The following is a 16,761-nucleotide window of genomic DNA, read 5'->3' on the forward strand; positions in this document are numbered from 1 at the left end:
AAATCACGATCCTCGAAAAAGAAGGGGAAATACACCAGCTCTGAAGCCTGTGGAAGCCGCATCAGGGCTAGGTTTTTAACCGGACAAAAAAGTCGGTACCAATGAGAGACCCGAGTTGAAGGGGACTGCAAGCATAGCACCAGAACAGCGAGCAAGATTGTAACGAATAGTACCAATGAGAGACCCGAGTTGAAGGGGACTGCAAGAGATCAGACATTTCGCCTTTCCACCAATCTACCAATACTGTACCAATGAGAGACCCGAGTTGAAGGGGACTGCAAGTGACGACCAAACGCTAGTTGTGGCCGTGCAGAACGAGTACCAATGAGAGACCCGAGTTGAAGGGGACTGCAAGGCAAATACATGGCAGGAGGAGGAGTGGCTGTACTATGGTACCAATGAGAGACCCGAGTTGAAGGGGACTGCAAGGGATGGAGTGGTACAGCTGGGTACCAAGGATCATGGGTACCAATGAGAGACCCGAGTTGAAGGGGACTGCAAGTCAAATGGTTGTTCACACAGCGGGCACATACCGCCCGGTACCAATGAGAGACCCGAGTTGAAGGGGACTGCAAGCTCTATTCTTGGACGTGTGAGTCGATCGGTTCCGGCGTACCAATGAGAGACCCGAGTTGAAGGGGACTGCAAGAGGCAGACCGATTGACGAACTGCAGACGCTCTTTCATGTACCAATGAGAGACCCGAGTTGAAGGGGACTGCAAGACGTCGCGACGATCTGCGGAACGCACGGCCAAGCGGTGTACCAATGAGAGACCCGAGTTGAAGGGGACTGCAAGAAAAATCCTCTAGTTTGACTTCTTTGCCGGATATGCTGTACCAATGAGAGACCCGAGTTGAAGGGGACTGCAAGGAGGGTATCTTGACCAACACTAACATCGGTGAAGTTTGTACCAATGAGAGACCCGAGTTGAAGGGGACTGCAAGTGAGAACATCCCGAGAACAATGACTATACTTTTGTGAGTACCAATGAGAGACCCGAGTTGAAGGGGACTGCAAGAGGAACGTTCGTTGCTCCGGGGTCAGGTTGCCCTTTGGTACCAATGAGAGACCCGAGTTGAAGGGGACTGCAAGTCGGCTTCTCAGTCCACAGGCCGAGGTGCTTGCCGAGGTACCAATGAGAGACCCGAGTTGAAGGGGACTGCAAGGGAAGTCAAAAACCGGCTATCCTTCTGCCACCGGGACGTACCAATGAGAGACCCGAGTTGAAGGGGACTGCAAGTCCTATGGAGACGGCGGCAGGATCTCGCTGACGGCGCTCGTACCAATGAGAGACCCGAGTTGAAGGGGACTGCAAGTTTTGGTACTCCGAGTAGCCGAACCGACTCTCTTTCGTACCAATGAGAGACCCGAGTTGAAGGGGACTGCAAGACCATTGCTCCAATGTGTCCGGGTTGATGAGTGTTTGAGTACCAATGAGAGACCCGAGTTGAAGGGGACTGCAAGAAGTTAAGCGCATTCGGACTTACGCAGATCGGGCGTTGTACCAATGAGAGACCCGAGTTGAAGGGGACTGCAAGTACTGGTACTGGCAGCAACAAGCAGCGGAGAACTATGGTACCAATGAGAGACCCGAGTTGAAGGGGACTGCAAGTGTACGTACGCCACGATATGTAGATGCGGATGATACAGTACCAATGAGAGACCCGAGTTGAAGGGGACTGCAAGTCGGCTTTAGGAAACTCCAAACGTCCATAACCAGCGCGTACCAATGAGAGACCCGAGTTGAAGGGGACTGCAAGTCGGCTTTAGGAAACTCCAAACGTCCATAACCAGCGCGTACCAATGAGAGACCCGAGTTGAAGGGGACTGCAAGATCGGCTCGCCTTCGCCCGAACGTCGTCATCGCCTTCGTACCAATGAGAGACCCGAGTTGAAGGGGACTGCAAGTAGGGGACTGGCACCGGCGGGCCTTGGGGAACGGGCGGTACCAATGAGAGACCCGAGTTGAAGGGGACTGCAAGCATGGATACCGGCCATGTTTTCCGGAGTGTTCGACGTTCGTACCAATGAGAGACCCGAGTTGAAGGGGACTGCAAGATTCCCAGCTGTAGTGCTGCAGCACTGCTCCATCACGTACCAATGAGAGACCCGAGTTGAAGGGGACTGCAAGAAAAGAACCCGTTGCTTTACAGCTTTGCGCTCCGGGAGGTACCAATGAGAGACCCGAGTTGAAGGGGACTGCAAGAGTTTCATCGGCTGCACCTGACAGAGTTTTTTCCGTCGTACCAATGAGAGACCCGAGTTGAAGGGGACTGCAAGCCAAATGCGATTCAATGGCGTTCCAAAACGCAGACGAGTACCAATGAGAGACCCGAGTTGAAGGGGACTGCAAGTGACTACAAACTTTACTGAAACACTCGACAAACGAAGTACCAATGAGAGACCCGAGTTGAAGGGGACTGCAAGACGTTTGTTCTCACCTGGATCTCGGAGATGCCCAGGAGTACCAATGAGAGACCCGAGTTGAAGGGGACTGCAAGGACTTTGAGAGCAAACAAGGTACACCGGACTCATTAGGTACCAATGAGAGACCCGAGTTGAAGGGGACTGCAAGGAGGGGTCAAGATCGGTAAGACATACCGGCAAAGACTTCGTACCAATGAGAGACCCGAGTTGAAGGGGACTGCAAGAACGATTCATGGTGATATCACCTCCTTCCGTTGATAGTACCAATGAGAGACCCGAGTTGAAGGGGACTGCAAGGTCAAAGTCCTCACTCTCGCCTAGCATTCCCGCAAGAGTACCAATGAGAGACCCGAGTTGAAGGGGACTGCAAGGATTTTTGAAGCAGGGTCGGTTCTTTCTTTTCGCGTTGTACCAATGAGAGACCCGAGTTGAAGGGGACTGCAAGTGAGCCACCTTTGTAGACCAGGCGGTAATTGCTGGATGTACCAATGAGAGACCCGAGTTGAAGGGGACTGCAAGGGACGTAGGTGATAAGAGCGTTGCACAAACGGTAACAGTACCAATGAGAGACCCGAGTTGAAGGGGACTGCAAGACACGCAGCTTTAAAACTTCGACCAGGATAGCCCAAAGTACCAATGAGAGACCCGAGTTGAAGGGGACTGCAAGGATGGGGTTGAAACGCTACTGGTAAACGATGCACTGGGTACCAATGAGAGACCCGAGTTGAAGGGGACTGCAAGGACCGGCCCGGTCAGCAGAGCGAACGCACCGCTCACCGTACCAATGAGAGACCCGAGTTGAAGGGGACTGCAAGACGGTGTAAGTGAAACCGCGAGCGGGATCTCGATGCCGTACCAATGAGAGACCCGAGTTGAAGGGGACTGCAAGCTGTAAACGTCGATCATTACATTGCAATCGTGAAAGAGGTACCAATGAGAGACCCGAGTTGAAGGGGACTGCAAGAGTCACTCCATTGCCGTCAAGATCCTTGTAAGTAACAGTACCAATGAGAGACCCGAGTTGAAGGGGACTGCAAGCGAGTGGCCCGCCGCCGATGATCAACGTCACGGCCCGTACCAATGAGAGACCCGAGTTGAAGGGGACTGCAAGAGCGCAACTTCGACTCGACTGACAGCGTCAGCCTCGAGTACCAATGAGAGACCCGAGTTGAAGGGGACTGCAAGCTGCAAGTCGATTCTTGGCGATTCAACGACCTCGGGGGGTACCAATGAGAGACCCGAGTTGAAGGGGACTGCAAGCAAGGAAGCCACCGCCATCTGCCGTTACACCTTTGAAGTACCAATGAGAGACCCGAGTTGAAGGGGACTGCAAGAGGGAGCGGTCGGCACGTCTGCCGTTGCCATCTCGCCGTACCAATGAGAGACCCGAGTTGAAGGGGACTGCAAGCCTTCGACAAAATATGAGCTCCTTCTATCCTAGCATAGTACCAATGAGAGACCCGAGTTGAAGGGGACTGCAAGATTAGCGCACCCGAGAAGGTACATCCGCGCTGGATCGTACCAATGAGAGACCCGAGTTGAAGGGGACTGCAAGCGCAATCGTCGCAGACATCATCATACGTGCTGATCTCCGGTACCAATGAGAGACCCGAGTTGAAGGGGACTGCAAGTAAAAATCTCAAACGCCTGGTCGAGCGGCACGTCCTGTACCAATGAGAGACCCGAGTTGAAGGGGACTGCAAGTAAGATTTACTTTGTCCAGTTCATTCCGCCCGCGTTTGGTACCAATGAGAGACCCGAGTTGAAGGGGACTGCAAGGGTGTCGCAAACTCACCCGTTTCATGTGTTACGTCCGTACCAATGAGAGACCCGAGTTGAAGGGGACTGCAAGGAACAAACGCAAGAGAGAGCCATATTTGATCCTTGTGTGTACCAATGAGAGACCCGAGTTGAAGGGGACTGCAAGTCATCGAGATTGCGAGATGCGGCGTCGTGTTTTCGTCGTACCAATGAGAGACCCGAGTTGAAGGGGACTGCAAGAGTATCAAGAGCGCTTCACGCTGCAAAACGAAATCTGTACCAATGAGAGACCCGAGTTGAAGGGGACTGCAAGTTTCAGGTGCGCCGCGTCCGCCATATACGCCCGAATCGTACCAATGAGAGACCCGAGTTGAAGGGGACTGCAAGGGACTTGCGCGAGATCAAGGCAGTTGTTCTTAAAAAAGTACCAATGAGAGACCCGAGTTGAAGGGGACTGCAAGGATAATGCATTTCCCACCGGTCGAGGTACGCATATTCGTACCAATGAGAGACCCGAGTTGAAGGGGACTGCAAGAAGTCGAAGAGAACGAACGCCTCACGGTAGAACTCGCTGTACCAATGAGAGACCCGAGTTGAAGGGGACTGCAAGTCGTAACCTGCCGCAACCGCAGGCGCAATCCGACGCGTACCAATGAGAGACCCGAGTTGAAGGGGACTGCAAGTGTACGGGAATAGGTTGGTTAGAAAACACAACTAGTAGTACCAATGAGAGACCCGAGTTGAAGGGGACTGCAAGCGGCAAAAATTATCACCTTTGCGGAAGCTCTTAGCCGTACCAATGAGAGACCCGAGTTGAAGGGGACTGCAAGACTTGCTTTACTCCTTCTGGAAGGCCGCGACCAATGCGTACCAATGAGAGACCCGAGTTGAAGGGGACTGCAAGGCTTCAAGAGCTCTCGGAAATACGTGGTGTAGGTGCTGTACCAATGAGAGACCCGAGTTGAAGGGGACTGCAAGGCTTACTTCGGCCTTGAACTCGTCGTATGCGGCTTCGTACCAATGAGAGACCCGAGTTGAAGGGGACTGCAAGCCTTTGCTGTGAGATTTAGAATGCTTTCGGCGGTAGCAGTACCAATGAGAGACCCGAGTTGAAGGGGACTGCAAGGGCTCGTAGAAGTCGACGTGCATCTGCCATGCAAGCAGTACCAATGAGAGACCCGAGTTGAAGGGGACTGCAAGTTCAGTCCGTTGTTGGCGAATAAACCAAGGGCGTTCGTACCAATGAGAGACCCGAGTTGAAGGGGACTGCAAGCGGCAAAACGCAATCGCGTATACTGCCGCGGGCCGGAAGTACCAATGAGAGACCCGAGTTGAAGGGGACTGCAAGGGGTGCAGGTACGGATTGAGACAGTGGATGCCGAAACGTACCAATGAGAGACCCGAGTTGAAGGGGACTGCAAGCAAAAGTAGATTCGCGGTGGAAGACCTCTTATACAGGCGTACCAATGAGAGACCCGAGTTGAAGGGGACTGCAAGTGCTGTACATTTTTCTCTTCGATATACAAATGTCCGGTACCAATGAGAGACCCGAGTTGAAGGGGACTGCAAGCTTTAATTCACTGCTCTAAAACAGTGATGGTCATTCTTGTACCAATGAGAGACCCGAGTTGAAGGGGACTGCAAGTCATGGATACAACGAAACTTTCGGAGGTCAATCTGGCGGTACCAATGAGAGACCCGAGTTGAAGGGGACTGCAAGTCGTACCCCTTTGGGCTGCGATATACACCAATGACCGTACCAATGAGAGACCCGAGTTGAAGGGGACTGCAAGCCAATAAAACCGCTGATATCATCAGCCACCGCACTTCGTACCAATGAGAGACCCGAGTTGAAGGGGACTGCAAGTTCGATGAATTGCAACAGTTCGTCAAAACGCATGTGCGTACCAATGAGAGACCCGAGTTGAAGGGGACTGCAAGCATGTATAACTGCTGCCGGATTGATACCAATTCATTGCGTACCAATGAGAGACCCGAGTTGAAGGGGACTGCAAGTGATTTCATCCATGCTGTCCTTGACGACGATACAATGTACCAATGAGAGACCCGAGTTGAAGGGGACTGCAAGAGGAACTTCGCGGAGTGGCGCGACAGGAAACGATAGAGTACCAATGAGAGACCCGAGTTGAAGGGGACTGCAAGAGAATCGGATATTCCGCCCCTTCCGGTATTTCGCAACGTACCAATGAGAGACCCGAGTTGAAGGGGACTGCAAGTTGCGGTTCATGATTGGCAGAAAAACCTCGCCATCGCGCGTACCAATGAGAGACCCGAGTTGAAGGGGACTGCAAGACATTCGGATAAAAATGCTGCTCGTCGTGTTGCTGGTAGTACCATTGAGAGACCCGAGTAGAAGGGGACTGAAAGCGCCTCGAGGAGGCCGGGGCAACGGCCGCTGTCAACCGTCACATTGAGAGACCCGAGTTAAAGGGGACTGAATGCGGGCAAGAGGTTTGCTGCGCTTTGATTTAACGCAATCGTATCCATTTTGCTAGAGACCCGTGTAGAAGGGGACTGCAAGTGATATTATGGAAGTAAGGGAAAACAGTTAGTCACTCGTTACATTGGAATGCTTGTGTACAGGGGACTGAAAGCGGAAATAAAACTTATGCCGGAGCATTTGTCATGTATCATCAAGGATCCATATCGAGAGACTTCGGAAAGTTAATCTAGAATTCTACAACAGTTCGACGTTAGGACAAGGAGGGAAGTGCCTTGAAAATAAGGAAAGTTTCGATAAGCAATTTCAAAGGAATCGAACAGTTAGAAGTTCCTTTTGTGAATGAATATGAGGAAATACGAAAAGTGACTACCATTTTTGGTGATAACGGTTCGGGCAAAACCACTGTGTTGCAAGCGATTGCTCTCGTTATCTCCATGGCAACAAGAAAAACATGGAGCGCCGACCAATTTCAATGGCACGGATTTTTGCCTGGTCGGATGAGTTCGCTTGGGAAAACGAAAATCGTTGTCGAGATTGAGTTTGACGATCGTGAGATTGAATCGGTACATAAATTGTTTAGCATCTGGCGGCAGGGCCTCCCGGACGAGGAAAAAAGAAGACTTGTTGAACCTGGCCACGAGAAAAGGGTCACCTTGGTTTATGAAGATGGTGATGTAAGGGCTGAGGAAGGTTTGAGTGCAAAAATGCAGTTCCTTGGTCGCTGCTACATCAAATCATTACTCTCACGCGACCCGCATTTCCGTGATTTGTTCCATGGGGTAGGAGATGTATTTTGGTTTGATCAATACAGGAACCTTGCCAGTGGCTCTCAAACTGCGAAGGACGCACAAACAACAAGTTGGGCAGCAGGAGCAGGCGCTCTGCGGATGTATCTTGTGGGATGGTGGTTCCACAGGTCTGTATTAGGGAACAAAGCAAAGCTTGACTATATTGAGTGGCTGGAAGGCCAATTTTCGAAAATCTTCTCAGGAACCCGGTTTGAAGGTCCGGAAGCGATGCACGAGCTTGCTTCCGACTTAGAAGATTACTACTTTTTGTTAAGTCGACAAAACAAAAAATATGATGTGAGCGAAATGTCTTCTGGTGAACAGGCGATATTCTGTGTACTTTATGAGTTCATTCGCCAACAGATCGCACATTCGATCGTTTTGATCGATGAATTGGAACTGCATTTGCATCCGCCGGAGCAGCAGGCGCTCTTCCTGGCATTGAATAAAATGGGGGACGACTGTCAATACATCATCACAAGCCATTCTACCTACCTTCAGAATCTGATTCCGGATGAAGATATGTATCGGATACAGGGAGGTAAATTATGCCTGTAAACCAGCTCTATGTCATCCAAGGTCGGCAACATTGAGAGACCCGAGTAGAGGGACCGAATTGACCTGAATTAAACAAGAGCCCTTTTCCTCAAGACCGAAAAGGGCTCTTGTTTTTGCTTTAATCGAAGAATTTGACGAAGAGAGTTACAATCAGGCCAAACAGTAGGATTTCGATGAATGCTTTCAGTACCCAGCCCTTTTGTCTCTCGCGCTGGAAAAACAGTCGTAACAGGACAAAAATGATGTAAGAACCAATCAGGATTTTCAGATCGCTCATAACGAATCCTTTCCCTTCTTACTTGCTAGTAAACGGTCCAAGTTGTGACTTTTACACTTTGATCGGGGACTAGCTGTTACAGCCGATACTAAATGACCAAAAGCTGACGCTATTGCCTGTCCAAAAATTGACGGATATAATGACCACGTACACATTCAAAAAGGAAAAAGACGACTCTGTATGATGTGCCGCTGCTCTAACAGTTGCACCAGAGTCGTCCCCAAAAAATCACATGATCAGTTTATCAAATTATTGGCTCGATGAAAATAGAGAACGTGGTGTTTTTCGTTAGGAGTGCAGAGCAGCATATCTGCCCTGTTTGTGAGCATGAACTGTTCGTGATCGGTAGCCGGAGTCGCATTGGGCGTAAGCCAACCAGTGAACGGGTCACCTATATCATTCGTCGTTTGCGTTGTAAGGGTTGCGGGAAGATCCATCATGAGTTGCCGGACCTGCTCGTTCCTTATAAACGTTATGAAGCCGAATGCCTTGAAGCAGTCTTGTCTCAGGCGCAGACCCCGGACGTTGCCGCTGATGAATCAACCCTGTACCGCTGGCACATTTGGTTCAAGGCGTGCTGGCAATACTGGGTGAATTGTTTATCAACGATTGCGGCGCGTACAGGAAATCCGGTGGAGCCATTGTCCGTACCTTCACCGTCTGCACTCCAAAGGATCGGACAATACGTTGGACAAGAGGCAGGTTGGCTGGCGAGAGTTGTCCGACCCATCGTTCATTCTCAATTATGGGTACATACCCGTTTCGCCTTCTTGTCCGCGATTCCCTAAGGTATCGTGAATCTACATCCTATTGGAAAGGACTGTAGATTCCTATGAATAGTGAAAAAAGGGCAGAAGAGATCGCCGTCGAACGGATGCAACTGATCTCTCCGCTCTTGGCCGATGGTATTGACCCTGGAAAAGCCAAAGAGCTGAAGAAAGTCATTTGTGAGCAAACCGGCTTATCCGAGCGAACCCTCCGTCGTTACCTATCTGCCTACCGAACCGAAGGTTTCGCCGGACTTCGACCTCAAGGGAAGGGTCAAAGGCAAACAGCCGAAGCAATCACCCCCTATCTCCTGGAGCAAGCCATCCTGCTTCGCCGAGAAGTTCCCAGCCGCAGTGTTGCACAGATCATTCAGATCTTGGAGTGGGAAGGCTTAGCGAAGCCTGGTGAGATCAAGCGCAGCACCTTACAGGGAAAATTGATGGAGCGCGGCTACAGTACTCGCCACATGCGACTATACTCAACCTCTGGCCTTGCGGCCAGACGCTTTCAACACAAACAGCGTAACCAACTGTGGCAAGCTGACATCAAATTCGGGCCGTATCTACCGATTGGTGAAGGCGGAGCCAACAAGCAAGTCTATCTTGTTGCATTCATCGACGATGCAACTCGTTACGTGTTGCATGCGGCTTTTTACCCAACACTCGATCAAACGATTGTGGAAGACTGTTTCCGTTACGCGATTCAAACAAATGGCGTACCTGATTCTGTCTACTTTGATAACGGCAAGCAATTTCGAACCAAAAGTATGACACGCACATGTGCCAAACTTGGCATACGTCTTCGTTTTACGAGACCTTATGCAGCTGAATCCAAAGGGAAAATCGAGCGCTTCAACCGGGTCATAGACAGTTTCCTAACGGAAGCTGCGCTTGAAAAGCCCCAGACACTCGACCAGCTCAATCTGTTGTTCCAAGTTTGGCTCACCGAATGTTACCAGACCAAACCCCATTCCGCACTCGATGACAAATCTAGCCCGCAGGTGGCATTTCGAAGCGACTCGACGCCGCTCCGGCTCGCCGAGGAAACTCTCATTGCGGATGCGTTTTTACACAGCGAAACGAGAAAAGTGGACAAGGCTGGCTGTATTAGTTTTATGGGGAAGAAATACGAGGTCGGGCTTTCTTTCATTGGACAAAAGGTTGAAGTCGTCTACGACCCGCGTGACATCTCGACGATTACAGTTGAGTATGGAAGCCATACACCGTGGCAGGCGAAAGAACTGATCATAGGTGAATGGGCAGGAAAACGCCCCTCTATCCCGTCGACGATTGAACCGCTTACAGTCGAAGGTTCACGGTTACTGGACGCTGCGGAGAAGAAGAATCAAGTCAGGAAAGAACGTCAAACACGCGCCGTCTCATTCCGCAAAATTCGGGAGGAGGCGAACCGAGATGTTTGAGGCGTTTTATGAAATGGCGAGAACCCCTTTTTCTCGTGATATGCCTACTCATGAGCTGTATGCGTCGGATGTTTTGGAAGAAACGCTTGAGAGATTGGAATATACGGCCGAAAGGCAATGGTTCTCCGTTGTGACCGGTGATTGCGGGACTGGTAAAACAACGACCATCCGCCGATTCGCGGATGTGCTCGACACATCGAGATTTAAACTGTTGTACCTATCCGATTCAAAGCTAACGCCACGCCATTTTTACAAGGGATTGCTTGAACAGTTGGGGTGTGAGGCGAAGTTTTATCGAGGGGACAGCAAGAGACAACTGCATCGGGAAATTGAGCTGATGCGGGGGATTCATCGCTTGCAACCAGTCGTGGTAGTCGATGAAGCGCATCTGTTAGACAAAGAAATGTTTGAAGAAGTGCGGTTTCTGCTGAACTTCAAAATGGATGCCCAAAGTCCAATGGCTCTGATCTTGGTCGGACAAAATGAACTGTGGGATCGCCTTCAACTTCAGATGTTTACGGCCATTCGACAAAGGATTGATCTACAGTGCAAACTGATTCACTACGACCGCGCACAGATTGGGGCGTACATAGCTCGTCATCTGGAATATGCGGGCGTTAGCCGTGACATTTTCACGGATGGTGCGGTCGATGAGATCTATCGTTATTCAAGCGGTACGGTTCGATTGGTGAATAAGGCGGCAACACATAGTCTGATCTATGGAGCAGCAAATAAGCATCGAATCATTGACGACCACATGGTGAAACGGGTGATCGCGGGAGAATTGACTTGATTCTCCCGTTTTTTCTTTCCTGTTTAACACCGCTCACGCGGTCATCTTCTCCGTCAATTCTTGGACAGTAGAGACTGTCAAATTACGGACATTATAGGGCAGTAGTAACAACTAGCGTAAAACGAGCGCTGATCGCCCAGTCTTGGTAATTAAACGGCGTGGGCATGCCGTATTTGTCGTTTAACCATCGTAGGCGGTTACAGCCGATGATAACCACTAAGTTCCCAATCGCTAAGGATTTTAACTATAGAGAATAAAAACCTCAGTCGATGACTGAGGTTTTCCCATTGTCTTAATATGCATTGCCCGCTCCGCGAACATTGTAGTAAGACAAGATTTGCATTTTGATTTGGAGACCGCTTTTGTTGAGTGGGATGGAGTTAATGGTTTTACTGTACCAAGCTCCAGATTGTCGGTACGTGCCATTAATATCAGCCGGACTTCCATGAACGGTGTCATCTCCGAAGTAGTTGTAGGTCACTACGGAATATTTCACTCGTGGGACAAATTTAGTAGGGTCGTCGTTTTCTTGCCACCCATTCAATACAATCGTACCGGAAGAGTCTGATGTGAAACTGGAACTATAGACTGTTGCACCGTATTCCAAACCTTGATTTTGGCAGCAGCCAAAAGAATAGTAAACCAGGTCAGCCTCAGGAGAAACTGCTGCGTTCGTAACTCCATGAAAAGAAAACAAAGTTGCAGCCATGGTTGCTAGGACAAGTGCTTTTTTCATATTAGTTTTGTCTCCCCAGTGATTATTTCTTTGCAGGTTTCTCTTTGATTTCGGAGTAAACAACCTTCCAACCGGCATCTTCTTTTACCATTGGCAGCACAGAAGAGTCCTTTTCACCCTCAGAAGTTACATACTCGATCGTAATATCAACATGCTTAGAATTTTTCTTCTTGATATCTGTGATTGCGATATTCGTAACAGGGCTAGACTCGTTCATTTGTTTATACGCAGCCAAGAGAGAAGCTTCGTCGGGGAATCGCACATCCTCAACATACTTCACTGCTTCCTCAGCGTTTCGATCTTCTACCGCATCAAGATACTTTACAGCAATCTGCTTCGCTTCTTCTTCAGCGGTTGCAGATGCGAAAGTTTGGATCGAACCGAATGTGAGTGCGCCTGCCACTGCAATGACAGCGGCACCAGCAACAAACAGGTTCTTCTTTTTCATATCAACAGCTCCTTTTGGATAGATATGGCATACCTTTATTAATGCACAATAGTTATCTAAAAATCAATCGATCAAAAGATGTATACTTATGTTTTGGACTCGTTATGCAAGCGTCCATTTTCCATCTGTTGTCAGAATAGTGCCAAGTAGAATCTCTCTAGGTGTTTCCTCATTATTCTACTGTATAATTTGTTTATACAACACCTACCTTAAATGATAATACTGTGATATGTTATAAGAAGGTAGTAAAGGGAGGCTATACTATTGAATGAAAACAAAACGGAGACCATAGGCGAGAAAATAAGACGGCTCAGATTACAAAAAGGGATGAGTCAAGGAGAACTGGCCGATGGTTTTGTGACCATATCCATGATCAGTCAACTTGAGCGCGATAAGAATACCGCTTCTGTCGAGCTGTTGCAACATATAGCAAGAAAACTACAGATACAATTGCACGAACTGGTTCGGAATGAAGTTGATCAAATGGAACTTTATAACCGCCACAAACTTGCCAAGATTTATCTCGATATTCGTCAACCGGAATTTGCAAAACCACTTCTACTATTTCTTAGGGAACAGTCAGAACTCTCTTACGCGGATCAACTAGAGGTTATGATTGACCTAGCCGAGTGTTTGAACCAGCAAGGTGAACATGACGCAGCAATTGAACTTTTAGATCCTATAGTGATCGAATTAGAGAAAAACTTTTTTGATGATATTCATGTCTTGGCGAGTATGCGCAAGCAGATCGGTAATGCACATTACTCCAAGAGTGAGTATACGAAAGCGTACTATAACTATCACAAAGCTTTTGACCTGATCGGACGTTTCTCTGATAATGATCAACAGTCCGCGTACATCGCATTTAACTTAGGTCAAACCTTGCGAAAATTAGGGCAGCATCAACAGTCGCTTTTTTATCTCGAACGTGCCCAAAGGTATTTCCAAAACACTCAAGATGTTCGACGTGTAGCAGATACATTGTTCGCAAATGGACTTGTGTATTACGATGCACTAAATCAGAAGCAGGCTGCCGAGATGTTTCAACAGGCACACGTACTATATACAGGTCTAAACATGATCGAATGGGCAGTAAAAGTGCAGCACAACGTGGCTACCTTTATTACCCCGGCTGAGGATAAGGACGCAGCTATTGAAGAGTTGAAAAAGTGCGCTGATTTTTATCAAACAGAAAGTGATCATAAGAACCATTTGTTAGTTCTTGCAAAATTGGCAGACCTGAATATTAATCGACAACAGGAGGAAGCGATAAGAAATCTTAAATTGGCAGAAGAGGTCGCCTCAAAACATACGTTAGAAGAGACGGAGGAATACGCTTCCTACGTAAGGGTTTCCGCCAAATTCAATCTTTGTTGTAAAAGATATGAAGAAAGTATTCGTAATTCATTAAACTCGGCTGCGATTTTTGCTAAACTAGGTATGGTTGCCGAACAAGTCGATTCATTAGAAATTGCTGTGGATGCGTATCGTGGATTGGGTAAGCATGAGTCAGCACTGGATCTAGAGAGAGAACGAAACGTATTGCTCGGAAAATTGTATCGAAGGGAGGTAGTAAGATGAAGAAGATTGTTTTTCTGTCAGTGTTAGCAACCTGTCTGATATATGGGTTGGTTTTCCAGGTAGAAATAAAAATTAACGCGGAAGTAACACCTGGTCCAGGGCCGATGGTAACTTCGGAGGGGAAATAACTTTTACATAAGCCATGGTAGCTAGCTATGGCTTTCTTATTTTATAACCGATAGCAGGTAGGTTAAGGAGAATGTCAGCGAGGTTGACGAGTAGAAGAAGAAGTATGCCTTCGCTGTTTAATAGTTCGTATTCCATGGTTTATTTTCCATCAAGATTTTCGGAAGACATGATGCCAACTCTCCAAATGAGAGAATTCCTCATGCACCAACTGCACAACGCTACGCAGATAGCAAATGGTTTGTGGGGGCAGGTATGGTTGGCGTATCTGATGAGATAGCGGCTGTCTTTCATGCATGGGGTGAGTATCGGTTCGTGCAGGACGCCTAAACGTAGTATGAACTGACTGGTATAATCCGTAAAGAAAACTCATGGTTCTATGCAGTCAGCGTTGACTCGAAAAAGGGAAGGAAAGACATCTGTACTACATCGTCAGAGCCATTGGAATTTCATAATAACATTGGATGTAGAGGTGATAACTAAATGAACAAGTTTTGATCAAGAATTTATTTTTGGAAATTAACCCTATATTGTAGAGTAATAGATTGAGTGATACATTTGAAACATATGCACTTACCAATTTATAGTAGGGAGGATTATTATGAAGCAATATCAGAAGATGGTCGTTATCTTTGTAGATTTATTAGGCACCGAAAACAATGTAAAATTTGAAGATAAATTATTTATTCACCGGATTTTTCACAGTGAAGCAAAACAAAATGAATCAAGAAATTTGGAAAATGTGGTATATGATCGGAAAGTATATAGTTTTTCAGACTGTGCCTATTTCTTCTATTATTACAAGGATGGTATTGAGGAAAGTAGAAAAGATGATATGAAACTTTTACAAATAGCTATGCATAATACTGCGCTTTCATTGTTGAGAATACTTAATTCAGGTTATTTGGTACGTGGCGGTATAATGTTAGGTGATGCATATTTTGATGAACTTGGTTTTTTTGGTCCAGCAGTTGAAGTGGCCTATAAATTAGAAAGTAAATATGCAAAGGTGCCAATAGTTGCATTACAACCGGAATTGGGGCAAAGATTCAGTTCTTGGGAACTATCTCAGACCAATATGGAGTTAGTTGAGTTACTAATGACAGGTAGGCCAAAGTTGGTTGAACAGTTTGAGGAGAAATATTTCCTTAATATGTTTTATCAATTAGAAGCTTTTAACCCCTCGTTACATTTAGAAACGGAAGAAATAGAGATCAATTGTCTTAAGAAGAAACTTTTTGAAGTTATCTCAAGGGATAAAGTCAAATGTGCAGAAAATGCTGATGTTATGTTGAAGTTGAATTGGATGGAGGAGTATGTCAAAACTAAACGCAATTATTTGAGACATGACATCGTTGGTAATGGCTTTAGTGGAATAGTTTCTGATGAATAGATTCGAGTATAATAAGTCACCGTTCAATATTGGACGGTGACTTATTGTACAAGAAAGAGGTCTCACAATATAATTAGGGGTGAAAAAATGACGCATCTTATCACGGCTTACTTTGATCTGTTAGGTATAAATTTTCTTCTTCCTACCAAAGGAAGCACAAAGTTTTATGCTGTAACTGTACACGCATTGGCAAGAAATATCTGTTTGATAATTTATCAAATTCATCATGATATATTAGGTGGTATTGACTCGTTGGATAATGATTACAAAAAAATCAGAAACAAGGTTCACCTACATCAAAAGAAAAATAATATAAAAGTGTATAACGAAATATCCTCCTACCATATGGAGACATTTGGAAGTGATATTGATAACATTGGGTTCTACTTAGACGGTAAAGTATTAGCAGGCAGTACAGTATATCCAACCTATCTCTTCTACGACACAACATTTTATTCTAGTGGCAGCATTGAAGCAACAGGGAGAAGTATTCGACACTTCTATGAAAAAACAGGACAGTTATCTGTAGACTTAATGGTAAAAATTAATGAACTTGCTAATGAGGAATTGCCATTTTTCAAGCAATCATCTTTGTTCTATGATGAGGATACGAGTTACAGGTTAAAAGATACCCATTGGGATTTAGTGTATTCTAACGATCAAACGCAAAATGTATTTACTACAAGACTACTGCTCATCACTCAGGAAGCAACCTCGTGCATTTGGTTAGGAAACGCCCTTCAATCAGAGCAGAACTTAGGGTGGTATAACAATTATATATTGTTACGTTTCATATCAATAAGTATGGACGAGATTATGGATAATCTGATGAATATGAAGCAGCACATGACACTCTATTTCGACATGTTAGATATGCATAGTAATGGACGTGTTTCGTTTTTGATTGACCAATATTGTAAAGGGATACAAAAGGAATGTCAGACTCTACGAAATATGCTCCATTATGATAAAAATGGGGAGAATTATTGGGATTACTTTCATAATAAACTGTATAACCAGCCTGGATATGTAGAAATTATTATAAACTCCATTTTGAATGAATATTTGGTCCCGATAAGAAAAATAATATCAAACTATCTTGATGTGGATAACAAAAGAAGCATGAGTGATTTGGAAAAGATCATGGTCAGGTTACGCGGTAGAATTATGGGGAATTTGAGATAGATATTGATGTTACGTAAGCGTAAAACAGCCCCCAC

At 46.7% G+C, this 16,761-nt stretch carries 9 protein-coding genes and 1 CRISPR repeat array; of the genes, 7 read left to right on the forward strand and 2 right to left on the reverse strand.

The window, feature by feature from the left end:
* Nucleotides 1-95: 95 nt before the first annotated feature.
* Nucleotides 96-6,651: a CRISPR direct-repeat array (repeat unit 37 nt; unit sequence GTACCAATGAGAGACCCGAGTTGAAGGGGACTGCAAG).
* Nucleotides 6,652-6,925: 274 nt separating this feature from the next.
* From CBW65_RS11320 to CBW65_RS11335, 4 genes are all read left to right on the forward strand, one after another.
* Nucleotides 6,926-7,999: an AAA family ATPase gene (locus CBW65_RS11320; RefSeq protein ID WP_087456910.1), complete on the forward strand. Its 1,074-nt coding sequence runs from the start codon at nucleotides 6,926-6,928 to the stop codon at nucleotides 7,997-7,999.
* Nucleotides 8,000-8,536: 537 nt separating this feature from the next.
* A complete protein-coding gene (locus tag CBW65_RS24830; RefSeq protein WP_232463427.1) occupies nucleotides 8,537-9,064 on the forward strand; it encodes a DUF6431 domain-containing protein in 528 nt (175 codons plus the stop codon).
* Between the two features lie 44 nt (nucleotides 9,065-9,108).
* Entirely contained in the window at nucleotides 9,109-10,464 is a 1,356-nt protein-coding gene (locus tag CBW65_RS11330) for a DDE-type integrase/transposase/recombinase (RefSeq protein ID WP_087455396.1), read from the forward strand.
* Nucleotides 10,457-11,257, forward strand: a complete 801-nt coding sequence (locus CBW65_RS11335) for an ExeA family protein (RefSeq protein WP_087455397.1) — start codon at nucleotides 10,457-10,459, stop codon at nucleotides 11,255-11,257. Before CBW65_RS11330 ends, CBW65_RS11335 begins: the two co-directional genes overlap by 8 nt.
* Nucleotides 11,258-11,549: 292 nt before the next feature.
* Here CBW65_RS11335 and CBW65_RS11340 read toward each other — a convergent pair whose 3' ends face one another.
* A complete protein-coding gene (locus CBW65_RS11340; RefSeq protein ID WP_087456911.1) occupies nucleotides 11,550-11,993 on the reverse strand; it encodes a hypothetical protein in 444 nt (147 codons plus the stop codon).
* A gap of 22 nt (nucleotides 11,994-12,015) precedes the next feature.
* The gene (locus CBW65_RS11345) at nucleotides 12,016-12,441 is read right to left on the reverse strand and encodes a DUF4878 domain-containing protein (RefSeq protein WP_087456912.1); all 426 of its coding nucleotides are present in this window, start codon (nucleotides 12,439-12,441) and stop codon (nucleotides 12,016-12,018) included.
* Nucleotides 12,442-12,705: 264 nt separating this feature from the next.
* On the opposite strand from CBW65_RS11345, the gene CBW65_RS11350 reads away from it, so the two are divergent.
* The 3 genes from CBW65_RS11350 (at nucleotide 12,706) to CBW65_RS11360 (ending at nucleotide 16,726) form a co-directional block, all read left to right on the forward strand.
* Nucleotides 12,706-14,022, forward strand: a complete 1,317-nt coding sequence (locus tag CBW65_RS11350; protein WP_087456913.1) for a helix-turn-helix transcriptional regulator — start codon at nucleotides 12,706-12,708, stop codon at nucleotides 14,020-14,022.
* Between the two features lie 727 nt (nucleotides 14,023-14,749).
* On the forward strand, nucleotides 14,750-15,541 hold the full coding sequence (locus CBW65_RS11355; RefSeq protein WP_087456914.1) for a hypothetical protein: 792 nt from the start codon (nucleotides 14,750-14,752) through the stop codon (nucleotides 15,539-15,541).
* An 87-nt stretch (nucleotides 15,542-15,628) separates the two neighbouring features.
* A complete protein-coding gene (locus CBW65_RS11360) occupies nucleotides 15,629-16,726 on the forward strand; it encodes a hypothetical protein (protein ID WP_087456915.1) in 1,098 nt (365 codons plus the stop codon).
* The last annotated feature ends 35 nt before the right edge of the window (nucleotides 16,727-16,761 follow it).

The sequence above is a fragment of the Tumebacillus avium genome (assembly GCF_002162355.1).
GTDB lineage: Bacteria > Bacillota > Bacilli > Tumebacillales > Tumebacillaceae > Tumebacillus_A > Tumebacillus_A avium.